The following is an 18,618-nucleotide window of genomic DNA, read 5'->3' as shown; positions in this document are numbered from 1 at the left end:
CCTATGTACGAATAGTAAAGATACTCAATTTTTTCTTTAAAAAATTAAGTATTAATACTCAATTTAAGTAATGAAATACTAGAGAAAATTGTTTATTTTATAATTCTACTTTGGAATTTATTGCCATTACCATCAATAATTAAGACTTCGTACAACCCACTTTTCCAGTATTCAGTATTGATTTTTGTATCGCTACCATTGTATATTAACTGACCTGAAGTAGAAAATACGTTTATGATACATTCGTTACATAAGTTTGAAATATGAAGTGTATTTTTTACTGGATTAGGGTATAGTGAAATGTCTTTAATTCCTTTATTGTTTATTACTTGAATATCGCTATAGCTATATTCACCATTAAAATCGGTTTGTTTTAAACGATAATAAGATATTCCTTCTAAAGGATTTTGATCAACAGTAGAATAGCTCAGTGTGTAATTGCTATTTCCAGCACCACGAATTTCTTTAATTGATTCCCAGTTTTTTAAATCAGTACTTCTTTCTATAGTGAAATAATCATTGTTAATTTCAGTTTCGGTTTTCCATGAAAACCAAACATTGTTTTTTAACAAGGTAGCATCGAATGAAATTAACTTAACAGGTAAAGGATTAGCTGCGGTTATAGATGCTAATGTAAAAGGGCTAAATGAAGTTACAGCTGCACTAGAAATAACAGTTCCTGCAGTTGTATTGCCAGTTGTGCCTCCATTTCCATGATTAACCCATTGAGCACCATTCCATCGGGCAACTACTAAATTTGGTAAACTAGTTACTCCTCCACTTCTTGGAGTTCCCCAGCCTAAAGTAACAGTAACATTGCTTGTTCCGCTTCTATCTAATGTCCAATATTCAGAGGTAGAAACATGATGAATTGAAACATCTTTCAAAGCCGTATTATAAGTAGGTGTAGGGTCAGTTTTAAAATACTCAGCTGTAAAGTAGTCGGTAGGTACCGAAGGGGCAGAAATTGTTAAAGGTGCATATTCATTATTTTTTCCAACATGGAAAGTATAAGCACTAGAGCCAATTTTTCTTAAAGGACCTTGTATATAGGAAGATGATGACCCTAATAAGGTTGTAGTGGCATCGTTTACTACTAAAAGGTTGCTACTGGTTGTTCTTACTACACCATTAGCCAAAACAAGTTGTTTTTGTACGGTTAAATTACCACCTTGTAAGGTTAACTGAGGTACAGTAATATGTGTGTTGTCAAAGGTTAGGTTCTGATAGGTAAAAGTGTCGCCAGTTCCAGAGCCACCAGCACCAACTATTTGAGAGTTAGCTGTTCCATTGTAAATAACATTAGAACTATTGTTGCTAGTTAATTTACCATAAGCAGGGCTTCCTCTTAAAACATTTCTTTTTATTCTTAAACTAGCTGTATTATTTAATTCAATTTCTGTTTTATTGTCGGCACTTGCAATATACTGAATATCTCTATTAACAGTTAAAGTAGAAGTATTGTTTAGTTGACTAAAAATTTTCATACCTCCAGTGTGATTTAAAATTAAATCCTGACCAATATTAACTGCAGCACTACCATTTAATGTAAAAGTATTATTGGTAACTGTACCTCCTGTAGAATTCCATGTTAAATCTTTATTTATAGTTAAAGATGAACCTGTATTTACAGTTAATCCAAAAGCATTAGCTCCACCATTTCTTGTAAAAGTAGCAGCATCGTTAACGGTTAAAGTACCTCCAGATTGAACAATAACATTTCCATTAAAATTATTACCAGTATTGGTTACATTTAAAGCTCCAGACACGGTTAATTGTCCAGCATTAATGTCCAATTGAGTATTGCTTGAATTAACATTGATGTTAACTTCAGCACAAACTTCTGTGCTTGAAACTGAAATAGAATTATCTTGGATATAGGCAACATCACCAGCATCAGGGTAAGATGCAGCCGCAGGTCCTGCATGACTTACAATCGACCAGTTATTACCATTGTTCCAAGCACCATTGGCAATAGAATAGTATTCAGTATCAACATTATCTATACACAAAGTAAAAGTGCCTCGATAACCCAATCCAACATAATTATCACATGAAATGTAGTACGTGTTTCCAACAATTAAAGCCGCAGAGCTTAATGATATATCAGTAGTTGCATTTACTCTTCTTGTGCAACCAACCTGAGTAACAGCATCGGATTGCCATAAGGCTATATTTGGGTGTTGCAGTGTCCCTTCTGCACCAGCAACTTTCATTTGTAAAGTAACATTATTTGAAACCGCTACAAACTTAAACCAACGGGTATAGTTAGGACCATTTTCCCAACAACTACCTTTTAATCCATCTGCAGTAGCATTAACGGTAGAGTAGAATGCATTTGGTGAGCACCAATTGTTTAAGTTAGTTAACTCAATTGCACCTGCAACTTCATCATAGGTAACACTGTTATCAATACAAAGTGTAAATGTACCTCTATACCCTAAACCAACATAATTATCAACTGAAACATAATAAGTATTTCCAATAACTAAATTAGATGTACTGATTTGAACGTCTGTGGTTGCATTAATTCTTCTTACACAAGCTATTTCAGTAGTAGCATCACTTTGCCAAAGTGCCATATTAGGGTGTTGCATGGTTCCTTCGGTACCACCAACTTTTAAATCAAGAGTAACATTTGCTGAAGTAGCTACAAATTTAAACCATCGGGTATAGTTTGGACCATTTTCCCAACAGCTACCCTTTAATCCATCGGCAGTTGCAAATACAGTGGTGTAAAATCCATCAGGAGAGCAATTGTTAGCCGTATGGATTAATGTAACAGCCCCAGCAATTTCATCATAGGTTACACTATTATCAATACAAAGAGTAAAAGTACCTTGATAACCAGATCCAACATAATTATCTACCGAAATGTAATAAGTATTACCAATAACTAAAGCAGAACTGGTTATCTGAACATCTGTTGTAGCGTTAATTCTTCTCACACAACCTACTTCTGTTGTTGCATCTGACTGCCATAGAGCCATGTTAGGATGTTGCATAGTTCCTTCGGCACCACCAACTTTTAAATCAAGAGTAACATTTGTTGAAGTAGCTACAAATTTAAACCAACGCGTGTAGTTAGGACCATTTTCCCAACAACTTCCTTTTAAACCATCAGCAGTTGCAAATTGAGTAGAGTAGGCTGCATTTGCAGAACAGTTGTTACTAGAATGTACAATAGTAATGGCTCCAGCAATTTCATCGTAAGTAACGGTATTATCAATACACAAGGTAAAAGTTCCTTGATACCCTAAACCAACATAATTATCAACTGAAACATAATAAGTATTACCTATAACCAAACTAGAAGCACTAATTTGAACGTCTGTGGTAGCATTTACTCGTCTAACACATTTTATTTCTGTGGTAGCATCACTTTCCCAAAGAGCCATGTTAGGGTGTTGCATAGTTCCTTCGACGCCACCAACTTTTAAATCAAGAGTAACATTTGCTGAAGTAGCTACAAACTTAAACCACCTGGTATAGTTAGGTCCGTTTTCCCAACAACTTCCTTTTAAACCATCTGCAGTTGCAAATTCAGTAGAGTAAGCTGCATTTGCAGAACAATTATTTGCAGAATGAACAATGGTAATAGCACCTGCTATATCATCGTAAGTAACGGTGTTATCAATACATAAAGTAAAAGTTCCTTGATAACCAGCCCCAACATAATTATCAACTGAAATATAATAAGTGTTTCCAATAGTTAAACCAGAGGTGCTGATTTGAACGTCTGTGGTTGCATTTACTCGTCTAACACATTTTATTTCGGTAGTAGCATCACTTTGCCAAAGAGCCATATTAGGGTGTTGCATAGTGCCTTCTGCACCACCAACTTTTAAATCAAGAGTAACATTTGATGTTGTTGCTACAAACTTAAACCAACGGGTATAGTTAGGACCATTTTCCCAACAACTTCCTTTTAAACCATCTGCAGATGCAAATTGGGTAGAGTAGGCTGCATTAGCAGAACAGTTGTTACTAGAATGAGTTAGAGTAATTGCACCAACAACATGGTCGTAATTTGGTTGGTCATCAATACAAAGTGTAAAGGTTCCTCTATATCCAGCGCCAACATAATTATCAACTGAAACATAATAGGTGTTACCAATTACTAAACTAGCACTAGAAAGTTGTACATCAGTGGTAGCATTAATTCTTCTAACACAAGCAATTTCGGTAATACCATCGGCTTGCCATAATGCCATGTTTGGGTGTTGCATGGTTCCTTCGGCACCACCAACTTTTAAATCAAGAGTAACATTTGTTGATGTAGCAACAAACTTAAACCAAACAGTGTAATTTGGTCCATTTTCCCAACAACTTCCTTTTAATCCGTCAGCAGTTGCACTTATAGATGTATAAGCTGCATTTGCAGAGCAATTGTTTGTAGAATGGATGATTGTTGTGGCGGAAGCAAAATTATCGTTTGCAGGTTGAGCAAATACATTTAGAGAGAATATTCCAAATGTTAAAAACAATAAAAATTTATTCATAGTTATCTTCGTCTTTGTACTTATACAAGTATAAGTAATTATACTCACTTAAAAAAGTGAGTATTTACGTATAAATACTTTATAAGGTTACAAAAAGTTAAATTCTAATTACCTGTATTTCACCTTTTAATCCAATTTTTATAATGGAAGAAGGTTTTTTATTTCCGTTGTCAAATTGCTGTGGAGCAATATAGTCAACACCTTGATTAATTTCTGGAGAGATTTCATGAAAATTTTGAGGTGTAGGTTGGTTTGAAATATTTGCAGAAGTAGAAACAATAGGTTTGTTAAATTTGTGTACTAATTGATTGCAAAAACCATCTTTTATAACACGAATGGCTATACTACCGTCTGATGAAATAACATTTTTAGCCAAATTTTTAGCTCCAGGATAAATTATTGTCGTAGGTTTTGTAGCTAAATCAATAATGTCCCATGCTAATTCAGGGACTTCTTGTACATGTTTTTGTAGCATACCATCGTTAGCAACAATCACAATCATGCTTTTTGAATCTTCTCGCTGTTTTAGGGTGTAAATTTTTTTTACGGCTTCTTCGTTTGTAGCATCGCAACCTAACCCCCAAACAGTATCAGTAGGGTATAATATAATACCTCCAGCTTTAAGAACTTCAATACACTTGTTGATATCTTCTGTCATTGTTTTAAAAATAATGCAACAGCCTCAACGTGTGAGGTGTGCGGAAATTGATCGACTAAACTTAGTTTTTTTAATTGATAACCAGCAGCAAATAAATCTTCCATGTCTCTTGCTTGGGTGGAAGGGTTGCAACTTACATAAACAATTTGTTTGGCATTTAACTCAATAACTTTTAACAAGGCTTTTCGGGCTATACCTGCTCGTGGAGGATCAAGTATAATGGTACTAATTTGGTCTTTGTACTGAGGGTACTCAAACAAAAATTTATTTACATCAGCAGCAAAAAATTCAACATTTTTTATCTTGTTTTTAATGGCATTTTCTTTTGCGTTTTCAATAGCATCTTCAACAATATCAACACCAATAACTTTAGCATTGGTTTTTGAGGCTATGATTTGTCCAATAGTACCAGTACCACAAAACAAATCCATGACCACTCCATTAGAAATACCACTGTTATTATCCATGGCATAAGCAATAGCTTTGTTGTAAAGTAATTCGGCACATTTTGGATTGGTTTGAAAGAAACTTTGCATACTGATATCAAACGATAAGCCTAATAAATCTTCATTAATTACAGGGCTTCCATATAATACAGTTTCGTTTCCTAAACGAGATTGAGCATTGTCGCCTATATCGTTATTAATAGTGTGTAAAACACCTGCAACTCTATTACCAAATAATGATAAAATTAAATCGGTAAAAGCTTTAAAGTTAAAATTCCCAATACCAGAATCACTTGTAACTAATTTTATTAAAAACTGATTGGTTCTATAGCTTTTCCGAACAACTAAATATCTAAAAAAACCTTCTTTTTTTGGTGAGTGCCAAGCTGGTAAACCTATGTTTTGGCAAAAAACTCTTATATCTTTTAGTTTGTTTTCAAATTCAGCATCAAACATTCCCGAATCTTTCTCTAAATTTTCAACAATCCACCATGTGCCTCTTTTCTTAAACCCTAATGCAAAACCGTCAAATTCTTCTTTTTTTTCTAGATCATAACCAATGGCACTAAACGAATATTCCATTTTGTTTCGGTAGTGGTAAAATTCGGGCGATTGTATGTATTCATCAAAAACTTGGTCTAAATTTTCACATTTTCCAATTCGTTGATAAATATTTATACACGATTTATATTTGAATTCTTTCTGAATTTCAATGGGCAAATTGATGTATGGAGCACCAGAAATGGGTTGAAATGAATGTTCTTTTTCTAGTGGAGACTTTTCAAGTACTTCAACCAATTTACATTCGGCATGTTTTTTACGTTTGTTGGTAATTCTTGCACGAACTTTTTGTCCAGTAAATGTATTCGGAACAAAAACAACAAAATCGCCATGTGCTGTTGCCACTTTAGCAATACCATTTCCACCAAAAGCAACATCTAAAATATCAACATCTATAATGTTTCCTCTTTTTAAACTAATCTCACTCATTACATCCAATAATTTAGTGGCGAAATTAAGGCATTTATTACTAATATCAAGGATTTAAATGTTTAGAATGAATTGAGTACCGTTGTTATTTTCAAATGTATATTTTGCATCTATTTGGTCGCTCAAATCATGTATTAGGGTTAATCCTAACGATTTGTTTTTTAAAGATTTATAGTCAAACCCGATACCATTGTCTTGAATCAATAATATAGCATTATTTTTTCCTTCATTTATTAATTTAATTCGAATTAATCCATTATTATTCCCAATAAAGGCATGCTTAAATGAGTTGGTAATTACTTCGTTAATGATTAAACCCAAAGGAACAGCTTCAGCTAGGCTTTTAATATGATTATCAATACTTAAATTAATTTTTACATTAAAATGGGTGTCTTTAAACGATTCCGTTAAACTTTTACACAAATCTTCTATAAACGGTTTTAAATTAACTTCTTTCAAATCATCAACGGTATAAAGAGTATTGTGTAAAGTTGCAATAGCATCAACTCTGTTTTTAAAATTTTCAACAAGTTCGGAGCATGCACTATTTTTGTAGTATTCTGTTTGTAAACTCAAAATACTTTTAATTAAAGCTAAATTGTTTTTAACTCGGTGGTGGAGTTCTCTCAAAAGAATTTCTTTCTCCTCAATAATTCTTTTTAGGTTCTCAGAAGATTCTATTTCAAGGGTAATATCTTTACTGTTTGAAGCAAAACCAACAGGAACATGATCTTCATTAAATATTAATTGAACGGATAGTAAAGCATCGAAAATAGAATTGTCTTTTTTACGTTGAATAAGTTCTCCAAACCAATAACCTTTTTCTTTTATGCTGTTAACAATATCATCTGTATTGTGAGTTAATTTACTGTTAAATACATCGGTTGTTTTTCCTATTAATTCGTGTTCTTCATAGCCATAAAGTTTACATGCTGCGGGATTAACATATTCAATAATGTTATTCATGTTTGCAAAAACAACGGCATTCCAATTATTCGAAATCATGTGTTTAAACAATTGATTGTCTAATGATTTCTCTCCACTTGTTTCTTTCATGCAATAAAATTAGAGAATCAATATGCAAAAAATCAAGTTAAAATAAATAAATTTGTTTTTTTTGGATGATTTCTCTCCAGCAATACAACAGTTCTTGTTGCTAAAATGAGGAAAGGATTGGAGCTCTCCGCGATGAGCCATAAATATTTATTAAACAAAATTTTATGGAAACAATGGTTAAAGAAAAATTAAACTCAAAACAATTAATTGAATTAGAAAACAAGCATGGGGCTCATAATTATCATCCATTGCCAGTTGTTTTAGAAAAAGGAAAAGGAGTGTTTGTTTGGGATGTTGAAGGTAAAAAATATTACGATTTTTTATCAGCATATTCAGCAGTTAATCAAGGGCATAGTCATCCAAAAATAATCAATGCTTTAACTGAACAAGCGAATACATTGGCATTAACATCGAGAGCATTTCATAATAATGTGTTGGGTGTGTACGAAAAATTTGTAACCGAATATTTTGGTTTTGATAAAGTATTACCAATGAATAGTGGTGCAGAAGCTGTTGAAACAGCTTTAAAACTGACTAGAAAATGGGCTTATGAAGTAAAAGGAGTAGAAGAAAATGAAGCAAAAATAATTGTTTGCGAAGGTAATTTTCATGGCAGAACTACAACTATTGTTTCTTTTAGTAACGATCCAGATGCTCGTAGAAATTTTGGACCATATACACCTGGGTTTGTAAAAATTCCTTACAACGATATAGATGCTTTAGAAGAGGCGTTAAAAGATGATAATGTTGCTGGATTTTTAGTTGAACCTATACAGGGTGAGGCTGGAGTTTATGTGCCAAACGATGGATATTTAGAAGAAGCAAGAGAATTGTGTAAGGCAGCTGGCGTATTGTTTATTGCCGATGAAGTACAAACTGGTATTGCAAGAACAGGACAATTATTGGCTTGTGATTATGAAAATGTTGAACCAGACATTTTAATTTTAGGTAAAGCATTGTCGGGTGGAGTTTATCCTGTATCTGCTGTTTTAGCAAATGACCACATCATGAATGTGATTAAACCAGGAGAGCATGGCTCTACGTTTGGTGGTAACCCTATTGCTGCAAAAGTAGCCATTGCTGCACTTGAAGTAATTCGTGATGAAAAATTAGCTGAAAATGCTCAAGTTTTAGGCGAATTATTTAGGTCAGAGATACAAAAACTAGTAGATGAATCACCTTTACTCAAATTGGTAAGAGGTAAGGGTTTGTTAAATGCAATAGTAATTAACGATACTGAAACAAGTTCAACGGCTTGGGATATTTGTATTAAACTTAGAGACAATGGTTTGTTGGCTAAACCAACTCATGGAAACATTATTCGTTTTGCTCCTCCGTTGGTTATGACTAAAGAACAATTGTTGGATTGTGTAGCAATTATCCGTAAAACAATTACGGAGTTTAAAAAGTAAAGAATATAATAAAGAAGGTGATTCATTAATCATCTTCTTTAATTTTTTTTAAATTATTAATCTTAAACAATTTTCATGAGATATCTAATTGGTTTATTTTTTTCTATTATTATATCAACTTCTGGATTTAGTCAGGATTATATGAAAATTATAGCTACAAAATCATGCGATTGTTTGGATATCATGTCTGATACTTTGGATGTTGAAGAATCGAATATGGAATTGGGTTTATGTATGATTGATGCTTCAATACCCTACAAAAAGCAATTAAAAAAAGATCACGACATTAACTTTGATAAAATTGCTGAGCATGGAGAACGTTTAGGAACAATAATAGGGTTGGAGATGGCATCAATATGTCCAACAAAGTTGTTAAAACTATCAAAAAGTAGGGAGAAAGGTGAGGCAGAGTATGAATATTCTAATCAAATCATACAAGGAGAGGTGGTAAAAATTGAAGATGATTTGTTTGTAACAATACACTTAAAAGATGATTTTGGTAAAACTGCTAAGTACTATTGGTTTACTTTTATTCAATCTGATTATAATCTCCCTCTAGATTACAAGAGTTTAATTGGTAAAAATATTGTAATTACATACAATCCACAGGAATTTTTTGACCCTCGAATTGTAGAGTATAGAAGATACAATATAATTTCTAGGATTGATTAATAGCTTTTTATTTCAAACATTTTACTGAAACAACCATGTCGAATTCAGCTACAAGTTCGTTGGCTGTATCATAGGCATAAACTTTGGTGGTTTCGTTTACGCGTTCTTGTGTTTTTATCGATAATAAAACAGCATCTTCCACTTTCTTCCCATCTTTAGAAACAAAAGTGCAATCAGTAGTTGCTCTTTTAATGAATTGAGCATTCATGCCCTTAAAAGCAAACGATATTTTTTTGTTTAGTTTTTCGGCATAATAAAAAGCATGTATTCCACCAGCTACATCAGCCCCAACGGCTAAAGCTCCAAAATACATAGAGTTTAAATGGTTTTTGGTTCTACGTTTAAGTTTAATAACCACCTTTACATCTGTTTCGTTAAGTTCTAATAGTCGAACACCCGCATAGGCTAACATCGGAATTTTTAACTTTCCCAACAGGAAAAGATTCCATTTCATTTTCTTAAAAAGTTGTTTGTTATCCATTTACCAAGTCCTCCACAATTTCTGCTATTGGTCTAATTGATTTTACCTCCTCAATACTCGGACCAGCACACCAAACGGTTTTATAAGTGGCACTGAATGCAGCATTGTTTAACTTTTTCATTCCATTATAAAAAGTAAGGGCTTTAAACCATTTTTTTAACCGTTTGTTTTTATTTAATATTTTTTCAATAAAATTTTGGTCGGTACCAATTTGTTTAACATAAGGTGTATTAATAACGGTACACTTGCTGCCCGAAAGTTTGGTAGTAAAAACAATGTCTTTTTCGCCATATTGAATACAAGCTTCTTTGTATTCTTTAGAAACGCCGCATTCGGTAGAAGCAATAAAAATACTGCCTATCGATAAGCCTGCAGCTCCGTATGATAATATTTCTTTGTACTGTTGATGATTTCCAACACCACCAGCAGAAATAACAGGAATGTTGCACGCTTCGTTCAATTCATTAATCAATTCTTTGGCAGGTTTTGGTCCGGCATGCCCACCTGCACGGTTGTTTACAGCAATAATAGCATCTGCGCCTAAAGCTTCTACTTTTTTAGCGTATTCAACATCTACCACATCGCAAAAAACTTTAACGCCTGCTTTATGAGCCTGATTAATGGTTTCTTCGGGCGAACCCAACGATGTAATAATGTAATCAACCTTAAGATCGCAGCACGCTTTTAATTGTTCTTTATATAAAAAGTTTGATTTGTTTACAATTAAATTAATGCCAAATGGAGCTATGGAGTGTTGTTTAATTTCGTTAATGGCTGCTTTAAATTCCTCAATGGTTCTAAAGTTGAGTGCAGGAATAGAGCCTGAAATACCTGCTTTACCCGCAGCTATAACCATGGCAGTATTCGATACCAAAAACATGGGTGCCATTATTATAGGATGTTTAATGTTTAAGATGCTTGAAAGTGAAGGTTTACTGGTGTTATTTTGAATTGACATGTATAAAATTGAATTAATAATAGTGTTGAATAAAGATTTTAATTAATTTCGCCGCTACCAAATTACACTCAAATTATGGAAAATATAGAAGCAAACAAATTAATTGTAAAGTTACAAAAGGATTTAGCAAAATCGGGTATAGTAAAAGATAATTTAGTAAAAGGATTGCAGGAATTACGCCCTTTTGCTTTGGCAGAAAACGACCCAACCTTAACTAAAGTAATACGATTAACATACGAACACATCGCAGAAAACGGAACATTTAACATTCCAATTCCAGCTGACGAAGCTATTGTTGAGGGCGAAGAGCCAGAAGTAATGGATATGGATGATTTTGATAACAAAAGAGATAGCTTAGATTATTTATTATCGTTAATGCTCGACCGTAAAAACCCAACCAACCAGTTGGATTTAGCTGAGTACCGCGATATGCTAAAAAACTACTAAAAAAATCCCCGAATGTTCTTCGGGGATTTTTTTTGGTATAAATATTACGTTATCAGTAGAAAGTGTATTCAAATCTTAAAATGAATTGCGGTTCATTTGTGTCTATTGTTTGAAAATCTTCATTGTTGAGATTGCCACTTTTATTTATAAGAACTTTTGAATATCCAATAATCACTGATAATAGTCCAGAAGAAGTATAAATCACAATAGATTTTGAGGATGAACTATATATTTCACTTTGACAGTCAAATATTTCATGTTCTTTTACTGTATTAGAGTCAATTCTTCCGGTTTTGGATATACTTTGTGTTTTGTAGCAGTCAAAAGAATCCTTGTAATAATAAAAGTGCTGGGTACGCACTAAGCTTTCTTTATGAAAATCTTTCAACGAGGTTCGTCTTCCTGTAGTATCGTAGAAAAAAATAAATCGAAGATTCTCAATGTTACTATTTAAGGAATCAGAAATGTCAGTCAGAAAAATTTTAACTTCTTTTATTTTACTCTTTATTGTTAATTCAACTGGGTTAGAAATAAACAATTGTCCAAATGATGATAAGGAAATTAAAAACCCTAGAAAAAGAAGTATTACTGGTTGTCGTAACATTTTATTGAACTAATTTAAAACTGAAGATTCTATTCCCTATAATTTTTTTAATAGGTTTATTACTATTAATATTCAAATATAAATAATCTAAACATATTAAATAAAAATACATCTGTTTTACAGTTAAATAAAAAATAAATCCTATTTTTGCCGTCCAATAAAAAAACGCCAGTATTCAGCAAGGCATTATAAACAAGCTCTCGTTTACGCTGAAATTTTAAGCGAGATACAAATTACATACAATGGCAGAAAAAAAAGAAACGGCAGCAAAAGCCAAAACTGCAACTAAAAAAACAGCTAGCAAGCCTGCAGCTGCAAAAAAAACAACCACAGCAAAAAAAGTAACTAAAAAAGAAGAAGCTCCTGCAAAAGCAGAAGAGGCTCCTAAAAAAGTTGTTGCTGAAGTTAAAGAGGTAAAAGAAGTGAAAGAAGCAAAAGCTCCAGTAGCTAAAAAAGCTGCTTCGGTTAGTGTTAAAACTTCTGATATTAAGCCTTTAGCTGATTTTGACTGGGAAAGAATTGGTAAATACGAAGATGCATATAGCGCTAAAGAAAAAGCTGATATGCAAGCTGTTTACGACGAAACCTTAAAATCGATTGCTGAGCAAGAAGTTTTAATGGGAACAGTTGTTTCAAAATCAAACAGAGAAGTAGTAGTTAACATCGGTTACAAATCTGAAGCTGTTATATCAATTTCAGAGTTTAGATATAATCCAGATTTAAAAGCTGGCGATAAAGTAGAAGTATTTGTTGTTAATCCAGAAGATAAAAATGGTCAATTAATTTTATCACACGCTAGAGCAAGAGCTCTTAAAGCTTGGGATAGAGTTAATGATGTATTGGCTTCACAAGAAATTATTAAAGGTTACGTTAAATGTAGAACTAAAGGTGGTTTAATTGTAGATGTATTCGGTATCGAAGCATTTTTACCAGGTTCTCAAATTGATGTTAAACCAATTAGAGATTACGATGTGTACGTTGATAAAACAATGGAATTCAAAGTGGTGAAAATCAATAAAGAATTTAAAAACATTGTGGTATCTCACAAAGCATTAATCGAAGCTGAATTAGAACAACAAAAATCACAAATCATTTCTAAATTAGAAAAAGGACAAGTATTAGAAGGTACTGTTAAAAACATTACTTCTTACGGTGTGTTTATCGATTTAGGTGGTGTTGATGGTTTAGTTCACATTACAGATTTATCTTGGAGCAGAATTAATCATCCAGAAGAAATTTTAGAATTAGACCAAAAATTAAACGTGGTAATTCTTGATTTTGATGATGATAAAAAACGTATTGCTTTAGGTATTAAACAATTACAAGAACACCCATGGGATAAATTAGATGCTAAATTATCTGTTGGTGATACAGTAAAAGGTAAAGTTGTTGTTGTTGCTGATTATGGTGCGTTTATTGAAGTAATTCCAGGTGTTGAAGGTTTAATCCACGTATCAGAAATTACTTGGAGTAACCATTTAAAACCAGCACAAGAATTCTTTAAAGTAGGAGAAGAAGTTGAAGCTCAAATTTTAACTTTAGATAGAGAAGAAAGAAAAATGAGTTTAGGAGTTAAGCAATTAACTAAAGACCCATGGGAAGGTATTGAGAAAAACTATGCTGTAGGTTCAAAACACAATGGTAAAGTAACTAACATTTCTGATTTTGGAGTATTTGTTGAATTAGAACAAGGTGTTGACGGTTTAGTTCACATCTCTGATTTATCATGGTCTAAAAAAATCAACCACCCATCAGAATTAACCAAAGTTGGTGAAAAAATGGAAGTGGTAGTATTAGAAATTGATAGAGACAACAGAAGATTAAGTTTAGGACACAAACAATTGGAAGAAAATCCATGGGATGTATTCGAAACAGTATTTACTGAAGGTTCAACTCACGAAGGTACAATTACTGAAATTACTGCTAAAGGTTTAGCAATTATTTCACTTCAATACGGAGTAGAAGGTATTGCTACTAAAAAGAATATTGAAAAAGAAGATGGTTCTTTAGCAAAAGTTGATGAGAAATTAGAGTTTAAAGTATTAGAGTTTAACAAAAACGCTAAGAAAATAGTTCTTTCTCACACTCAATTGTTTAAAGAAACAGAAGCTGAAGAAAAATCAGCTGTTCCAAAAGCTAAGGGTGGTAAAGCTAAAGCTGACGGAAGCACCACTTCTAAAGCAGTGAAGAAAAATAATGATTCAATGGAAAAATCTACTTTAGGTGACATTGATGCATTATCAGCTTTAAAAGCAAGTTTAGAGAAAGGAGAAAAATAAATTTTTCTTAATCATAATACAAAGAGCCCTAAGAAATTAGGGCTCTTTTTTTTGTTTTAGAATGCTAAAAAACGCTTTGTTTTGTTAATAATATTTAACAAAATTTTAATATTTTTAAACCACATAAAATTTATTTAACTTTTACATAAGCTTATAATGAAGTATATACTTTTAATTTTTAGCATTATCATGTATGGTAATGCTTTTAGTCAACAAGCCGACGAGCTAAAAACTCTTTATTATTCAGATAATGGAGTTGAAATTTTTATAAAACCAACAGATTGTATAAATTCTAGTCAAGGTACAGCTAAACAATATTTATTTTTAGAAATTGTAAACAACAATTCAAATGAAATAACAATTTCTTTTAAAAAGGAATTGTGGTACAACAATGTTTGTAATACATGCGGTGCAAATACGAATGAAAACGAATCATCAGTTATTGTTTTAAAAAACAATAGGATTAGTGGTGGATGTGAGGTAGAAGACAAGCAATTGAGCCTTTTTTCTAGAATGTTAGATTTAGATAATGTAAGAGTATTAACAAAGTATGAATTAAAAAACATAACCATTGAAAACAATAACTAAACTAGTATTAACTGTAGCTTTAATTTTACCATTTTCGAAAAATTATGCACAATGTACTTTAAACTTATTTGCAAGTCCTGATACAGTTGTTTGTGGAGGATGTGTAACACTTTCTGCTTATGGTAACATGGATGGTAATATTGCTTTCCAAGAAAATTTTAATAGCGGGTCACCTATAGGTTGGCAGTTTACACAAACTGTAACAATAGGTAATAATACTTGTGGAGTGCCATCACCAGATGGAACTGATTTTATGTGGATGGGAGATGCTTCGGTTAACCCAAGAGATATGACTACAGTTGGATTTGACTTGACTTTAGGCGGTACAGTTTGTTTTGAAATGCGTTATTCGATACAAGGAGATGCTTCGCCATGTGAAGGTCCTGATGAGCCAGATGAAGGTGTTTATTTGCAATATTCTACAAACGGAGGAACCAATTGGACGAATATCAATTATTGGGATCCAAATGGAGGTAATGATCCTGGGCTAACATCGTGGAATCAATATTGCTTTGCTATACCATCTGGTGCAATGACTGCAAATACCATGATAAGATGGCACCAGGACGCAGTAAGTGGTGCGGTTTACGATCACTGGGGTATTGATAACGTAATAATTACGTTAAATGACCCAAACTCTAGTATCTCTTGGTTGCACGATTCTTATACGTATCCTTTAGGCTCTAGTGGAGGGGTTAATCCAACTCAAATATGTTTATCTAACGATAGTACTTTTACAGCTCAAATTACTAATGGTGTTAATACTTGTACACAAACTATTACTGTAGGTGTTAAAAATCCAGTTGTAACTGTTTCTGCTGCTCCTGATACTAGTATTTGTCCTGGAGAATGTGTGCAGATAGTAGGGGAGTCAAAAGTTGTTATTAGTCCTGCATCGACACCAACATACACTAATGCTCAAACATCAATTGTTACAAGCGGAAGTGCAGATATGAATATTAATGTTACTGGTTTGAATCAAACAAGTCTGACTTCTTCGTCAATTACAGAGGTATGTTTAACTGGGTTTAATTTTTCTGGAACTCAAATTTGCACCACATTTGGTGGTTGTAATTGTAATGGAACGCCGATTGCTTTTGGTGCGACATGTAATTTAAACATTAGCAGTTTTGATGTTATTTTAACAACGCCAAATGGTTGTCAGATTACTCTTGTTCCCGCAGGTGTGGCAACAGGCACAAATTATACAAATGTTTGTTTTGTTCCTTCTGGAGGAGGCAATATTACTGGAGGAGGGTTTCCAACATCAGGAAACTGGAACCCAAGTCAGCCATTTTCAAACTTAAATGGCTGTACACCAAATGGAGTATGGAATCTTGAAGTTAATGCTCCTGGAGGATTAGGTTTTGGAGTTGGGACTTTGCAGGGTTGGTCCATTTCTTTTGATGATCCTGAAATTAGCTATCCAGCTAGTTTTTCTTGGAATCCAACAACTAATATGACAAATTCAAATACACTTAATCCCACGGTTTGCCCAACTAGTAATACAACTTATACAATAACAGCATCTGATAGTAACAATTGTGTAATAGCTACTGATAATGTTACCATTAATATGAGTCCAAGCTGTTGTAGTTTTGATGTTGCTGCTGTAACCACAAGTCCTTCTTGTGCTAATAATGATGGAGGTATTGATATTACTGTAAGTAATGGCTCTGGTAATTATAGTTTTGATTGGGGAGGAGGAATTGTTTCTGAAGATTTAGTGGGTATAGGTTCTGGTACTTATACTGTTACAATTACTGATATCACACAAGGATGCAGTAAGGATACTATTATTGTATTGTCACCTTCTGGTAATGCTCCTTTTATTGATTCCGTAACTGTAGTTCATACTTCATGTGGAAATGTAAACGGAACTATTACAATTAGTGTTTCAGGAGGAACAGGTAGTTTGTTATATAGTATTGATAATGATGTAACTACACAGTCAGGAAATCAGTTTTTAGGATTAATTTCAGGAGCATATGATGTTGTTGTAACAGATTCGTTGGGTTGTAAAGCAAATCAACAAGTGATGATTAATCCTAGTACAGCATTAATTATTGATAGTATTATATTTGTAAATCCATCTTGTGGAGTAAATAATGGGTCTATCTCAATTTTTTCAAGTGGAGGTAACGGAACATTAACTTATAGCATCAATAATGGTTCAACTTTCCAGTTGAGTAATTCTTTTAATGGCTTGGCTTCAGGAAATTATACTATTGTTGTTAAAGATGCTTCGAATTGCCAAACTAATCAAATTGTAGCTATTTCTGCTGCTGGTGCTCCAGTAATTTCAAATGTTTCAACTACTAACCCAACATGTAATAATAATAACGGTGTTGTCGTAGTTTCAGCAAGTGGAGGAGTAGGTTCTTTATCCTATAGCATTGACAATGGTGCAACTTTCCAATCATCATCAACATTTTCAGGTTTAAATGATGGTGCTTATACTATAGTAGTTAAAGATTCGCTAAATTGCCAAACTACTCAGGTAATTAATCTAATAGATGCAGGTTATCCTTCAATTACTAGTATAAATTCTATTCAACCATCTTGTGGAAACAGTAATGGATCTATAACAATAAATGTTAGTGGTGGAACAGGAATGATATCTTACAGCATTAATAATGGAACTACATCACAATCAGGAAACTCTTTTACAGGATTGGCTAGTGCGACTTATGATATTGTGGTGACAGATTCTGTAGGTTGTTTAGCAACACAGCAAGTAGTATTAATTATGGCAAATGCGCCCACTATAAGTAATGTTTCAGTTGTTGATGAGAACTGTTCTTCTGTTGATGGTCAAATAACCGTAACTGCTTCAGGTAATGGGACGTTAACTTATAGTATTGACAATGGAACGACTACTCAGGTAGGTAATTCATTTTTAGGATTGTCAACAGGCACTTATGATTTAGTTGTGATTGACAATAATGGTTGTTCTACTTCTCAACAAGTTGTAGTTGGACAAATTAATGCGGTTAATGCAAGCTTTGTTGTTAGTCCAACTTCAGGATTAGCACCACTTGAAGTTACTTTTTCAAATCAAAGTACAGGTGCAACTAGTTATCAATGGATTTTTGGAGATGGAAATTCAAGTATATTAACAAATCCATCAAATACATATAACACTTATGGAGATTTTGTTGCAACTTTAATAGCAACAGATGGGTTTGGTTGTTTTGATACTGCAAGGGTAGTTATTGTTGTAAGTGACCAATATTCAATATTAATTCCAAATGTGTTTACACCTAACGGAGATAATAAAAACGATAACTTTTTAATAAAAACAACATTTATAGAAGAATTGAATGTGTTAATTTATAATAGATGGGGTTTAAAAATGTATGAAATAACTTCTCCTTCTGACTTCTGGGATGGGGGCGATGCAACAGATGGAACTTATTTCTTTATACTTAAAGCAAAAAGCTTTGATGGAGTTGTTATTGAAAAAACAGGAACAGTAACTCTTCTGCATTAAGATACATGTTTAGTTTAGTTTTGAAGAAGGAG

Annotated in this window: 13 protein-coding genes; 6 read left to right on the top strand and 7 right to left on the bottom strand. The window is 33.1% G+C overall.

What is annotated here, in order from left to right; genetic code table 11:
* Positions 1–92: 92 nt before the first annotated feature.
* The 4 genes from H6589_05855 to H6589_05840 form a co-directional block, all read right to left on the bottom strand.
* Positions 93–4,502 carry a hypothetical protein gene (locus H6589_05855; GenBank protein MCB9174114.1) on the bottom strand — a complete coding sequence of 1,470 codons (4,410 nt, stop codon included), beginning with the start codon at positions 4,500–4,502 and terminating at the stop codon, positions 93–95.
* Between the two features lie 97 nt (positions 4,503–4,599).
* A complete protein-coding gene (locus H6589_05850; protein ID MCB9174113.1) occupies positions 4,600–5,160 on the bottom strand; it encodes a threonylcarbamoyl-AMP synthase in 561 nt (186 codons plus the stop codon).
* Entirely contained in the window at positions 5,157–6,596 is a 1,440-nt protein-coding gene (gene rlmD, locus H6589_05845) for a 23S rRNA (uracil(1939)-C(5))-methyltransferase RlmD (protein MCB9174112.1), read from the bottom strand. The genes H6589_05850 and rlmD overlap by 4 nt, the downstream gene beginning before the upstream one ends.
* A gap of 54 nt (positions 6,597–6,650) precedes the next feature.
* Complete coding sequence (locus tag H6589_05840; protein ID MCB9174111.1) at positions 6,651–7,652, bottom strand: PAS domain-containing protein; 1,002 nt, start codon at positions 7,650–7,652, stop codon at positions 6,651–6,653.
* A 173-nt stretch (positions 7,653–7,825) separates the two neighbouring features.
* Between H6589_05840 and rocD the strand changes: the two genes are divergently transcribed.
* Positions 7,826–9,064: an ornithine--oxo-acid transaminase gene (gene rocD, locus H6589_05835; protein MCB9174110.1), complete on the top strand. Its 1,239-nt coding sequence runs from the start codon at positions 7,826–7,828 to the stop codon at positions 9,062–9,064.
* Between the two features lie 75 nt (positions 9,065–9,139).
* Positions 9,140–9,736: a hypothetical protein gene (locus H6589_05830; GenBank protein MCB9174109.1), complete on the top strand. Its 597-nt coding sequence runs from the start codon at positions 9,140–9,142 to the stop codon at positions 9,734–9,736.
* A 7-nt stretch (positions 9,737–9,743) separates the two neighbouring features.
* Here H6589_05830 and H6589_05825 read toward each other — a convergent pair whose 3' ends face one another.
* Together H6589_05825 and H6589_05820 are read right to left on the bottom strand one after the other, a co-directional pair.
* A complete protein-coding gene (locus H6589_05825; GenBank protein MCB9174108.1) occupies positions 9,744–10,190 on the bottom strand; it encodes a DUF4442 domain-containing protein in 447 nt (148 codons plus the stop codon).
* 19 nt (positions 10,191–10,209) lie between these two features.
* The gene (locus tag H6589_05820) at positions 10,210–11,175 is read right to left on the bottom strand and encodes a nitronate monooxygenase (protein MCB9174107.1); all 966 of its coding nucleotides are present in this window, start codon (positions 11,173–11,175) and stop codon (positions 10,210–10,212) included.
* 75 nt (positions 11,176–11,250) lie between these two features.
* Here H6589_05820 and H6589_05815 point away from each other — a divergent pair, with 75 nt between their 5' ends.
* Positions 11,251–11,622 carry a hypothetical protein gene (locus H6589_05815; protein ID MCB9174106.1) on the top strand — a complete coding sequence of 124 codons (372 nt, stop codon included), beginning with the start codon at positions 11,251–11,253 and terminating at the stop codon, positions 11,620–11,622.
* 52 nt (positions 11,623–11,674) lie between these two features.
* Here H6589_05815 and H6589_05810 read toward each other — a convergent pair whose 3' ends face one another.
* Positions 11,675–12,226, bottom strand: coding sequence for a hypothetical protein (locus H6589_05810; GenBank protein MCB9174105.1), 552 nt, complete (start codon positions 12,224–12,226; stop codon positions 11,675–11,677).
* A 242-nt stretch (positions 12,227–12,468) separates the two neighbouring features.
* Here H6589_05810 and rpsA point away from each other — a divergent pair, with 242 nt between their 5' ends.
* From rpsA to H6589_05795, 3 genes are all read left to right on the top strand, one after another.
* A complete protein-coding gene (gene rpsA / locus H6589_05805) occupies positions 12,469–14,505 on the top strand; it encodes a 30S ribosomal protein S1 (GenBank protein MCB9174104.1) in 2,037 nt (678 codons plus the stop codon).
* Positions 14,506–14,661: 156 nt separating this feature from the next.
* The gene (locus H6589_05800) at positions 14,662–15,093 is read left to right on the top strand and encodes a hypothetical protein (GenBank protein ID MCB9174103.1); all 432 of its coding nucleotides are present in this window, start codon (positions 14,662–14,664) and stop codon (positions 15,091–15,093) included.
* Positions 15,077–18,586, top strand: coding sequence for a gliding motility-associated C-terminal domain-containing protein (locus H6589_05795; protein ID MCB9174102.1), 3,510 nt, complete (start codon positions 15,077–15,079; stop codon positions 18,584–18,586). Before H6589_05800 ends, H6589_05795 begins: the two co-directional genes overlap by 17 nt.
* The last annotated feature ends 32 nt before the right edge of the window (positions 18,587–18,618 follow it).

It is taken from the genome of Flavobacteriales bacterium (assembly GCA_020635795.1).
Classification (GTDB): Bacteria; Bacteroidota; Bacteroidia; order Flavobacteriales_E; family Vicingaceae; genus Vicingus.
This window is presented reverse-complemented; position numbering and strand designations above follow the sequence as displayed.

What these genes read in the sequence shown, in the direction of transcription:
- H6589_05855 (MCB9174114.1), bottom strand. Translation starts at nt 4,502, where the DNA reads ATGAATAAATTTTTATTGTTTTTAACATTTGGAATATTCTCTCTAAAT.
- H6589_05850 (MCB9174113.1), bottom strand. Translation starts at nt 5,160, where the DNA reads ATGACAGAAGATATCAACAAGTGTATTGAAGTTCTTAAAGCTGGAGGT.
- rlmD (MCB9174112.1), bottom strand. Translation starts at nt 6,596, where the DNA reads ATGAGTGAGATTAGTTTAAAAAGAGGAAACATTATAGATGTTGATATT.
- H6589_05840 (MCB9174111.1), bottom strand. Translation starts at nt 7,652, where the DNA reads ATGAAAGAAACAAGTGGAGAGAAATCATTAGACAATCAATTGTTTAAA.
- rocD (MCB9174110.1), top strand. Translation starts at nt 7,826, where the DNA reads ATGGTTAAAGAAAAATTAAACTCAAAACAATTAATTGAATTAGAAAAC.
- H6589_05830 (MCB9174109.1), top strand. Translation starts at nt 9,140, where the DNA reads ATGAGATATCTAATTGGTTTATTTTTTTCTATTATTATATCAACTTCT.
- H6589_05825 (MCB9174108.1), bottom strand. Translation starts at nt 10,190, where the DNA reads ATGAAATGGAATCTTTTCCTGTTGGGAAAGTTAAAAATTCCGATGTTA.
- H6589_05820 (MCB9174107.1), bottom strand. Translation starts at nt 11,175, where the DNA reads ATGTCAATTCAAAATAACACCAGTAAACCTTCACTTTCAAGCATCTTA.
- H6589_05815 (MCB9174106.1), top strand. Translation starts at nt 11,251, where the DNA reads ATGGAAAATATAGAAGCAAACAAATTAATTGTAAAGTTACAAAAGGAT.
- H6589_05810 (MCB9174105.1), bottom strand. Translation starts at nt 12,226, where the DNA reads ATGTTACGACAACCAGTAATACTTCTTTTTCTAGGGTTTTTAATTTCC.
- rpsA (MCB9174104.1), top strand. Translation starts at nt 12,469, where the DNA reads ATGGCAGAAAAAAAAGAAACGGCAGCAAAAGCCAAAACTGCAACTAAA.
- H6589_05800 (MCB9174103.1), top strand. Translation starts at nt 14,662, where the DNA reads ATGAAGTATATACTTTTAATTTTTAGCATTATCATGTATGGTAATGCT.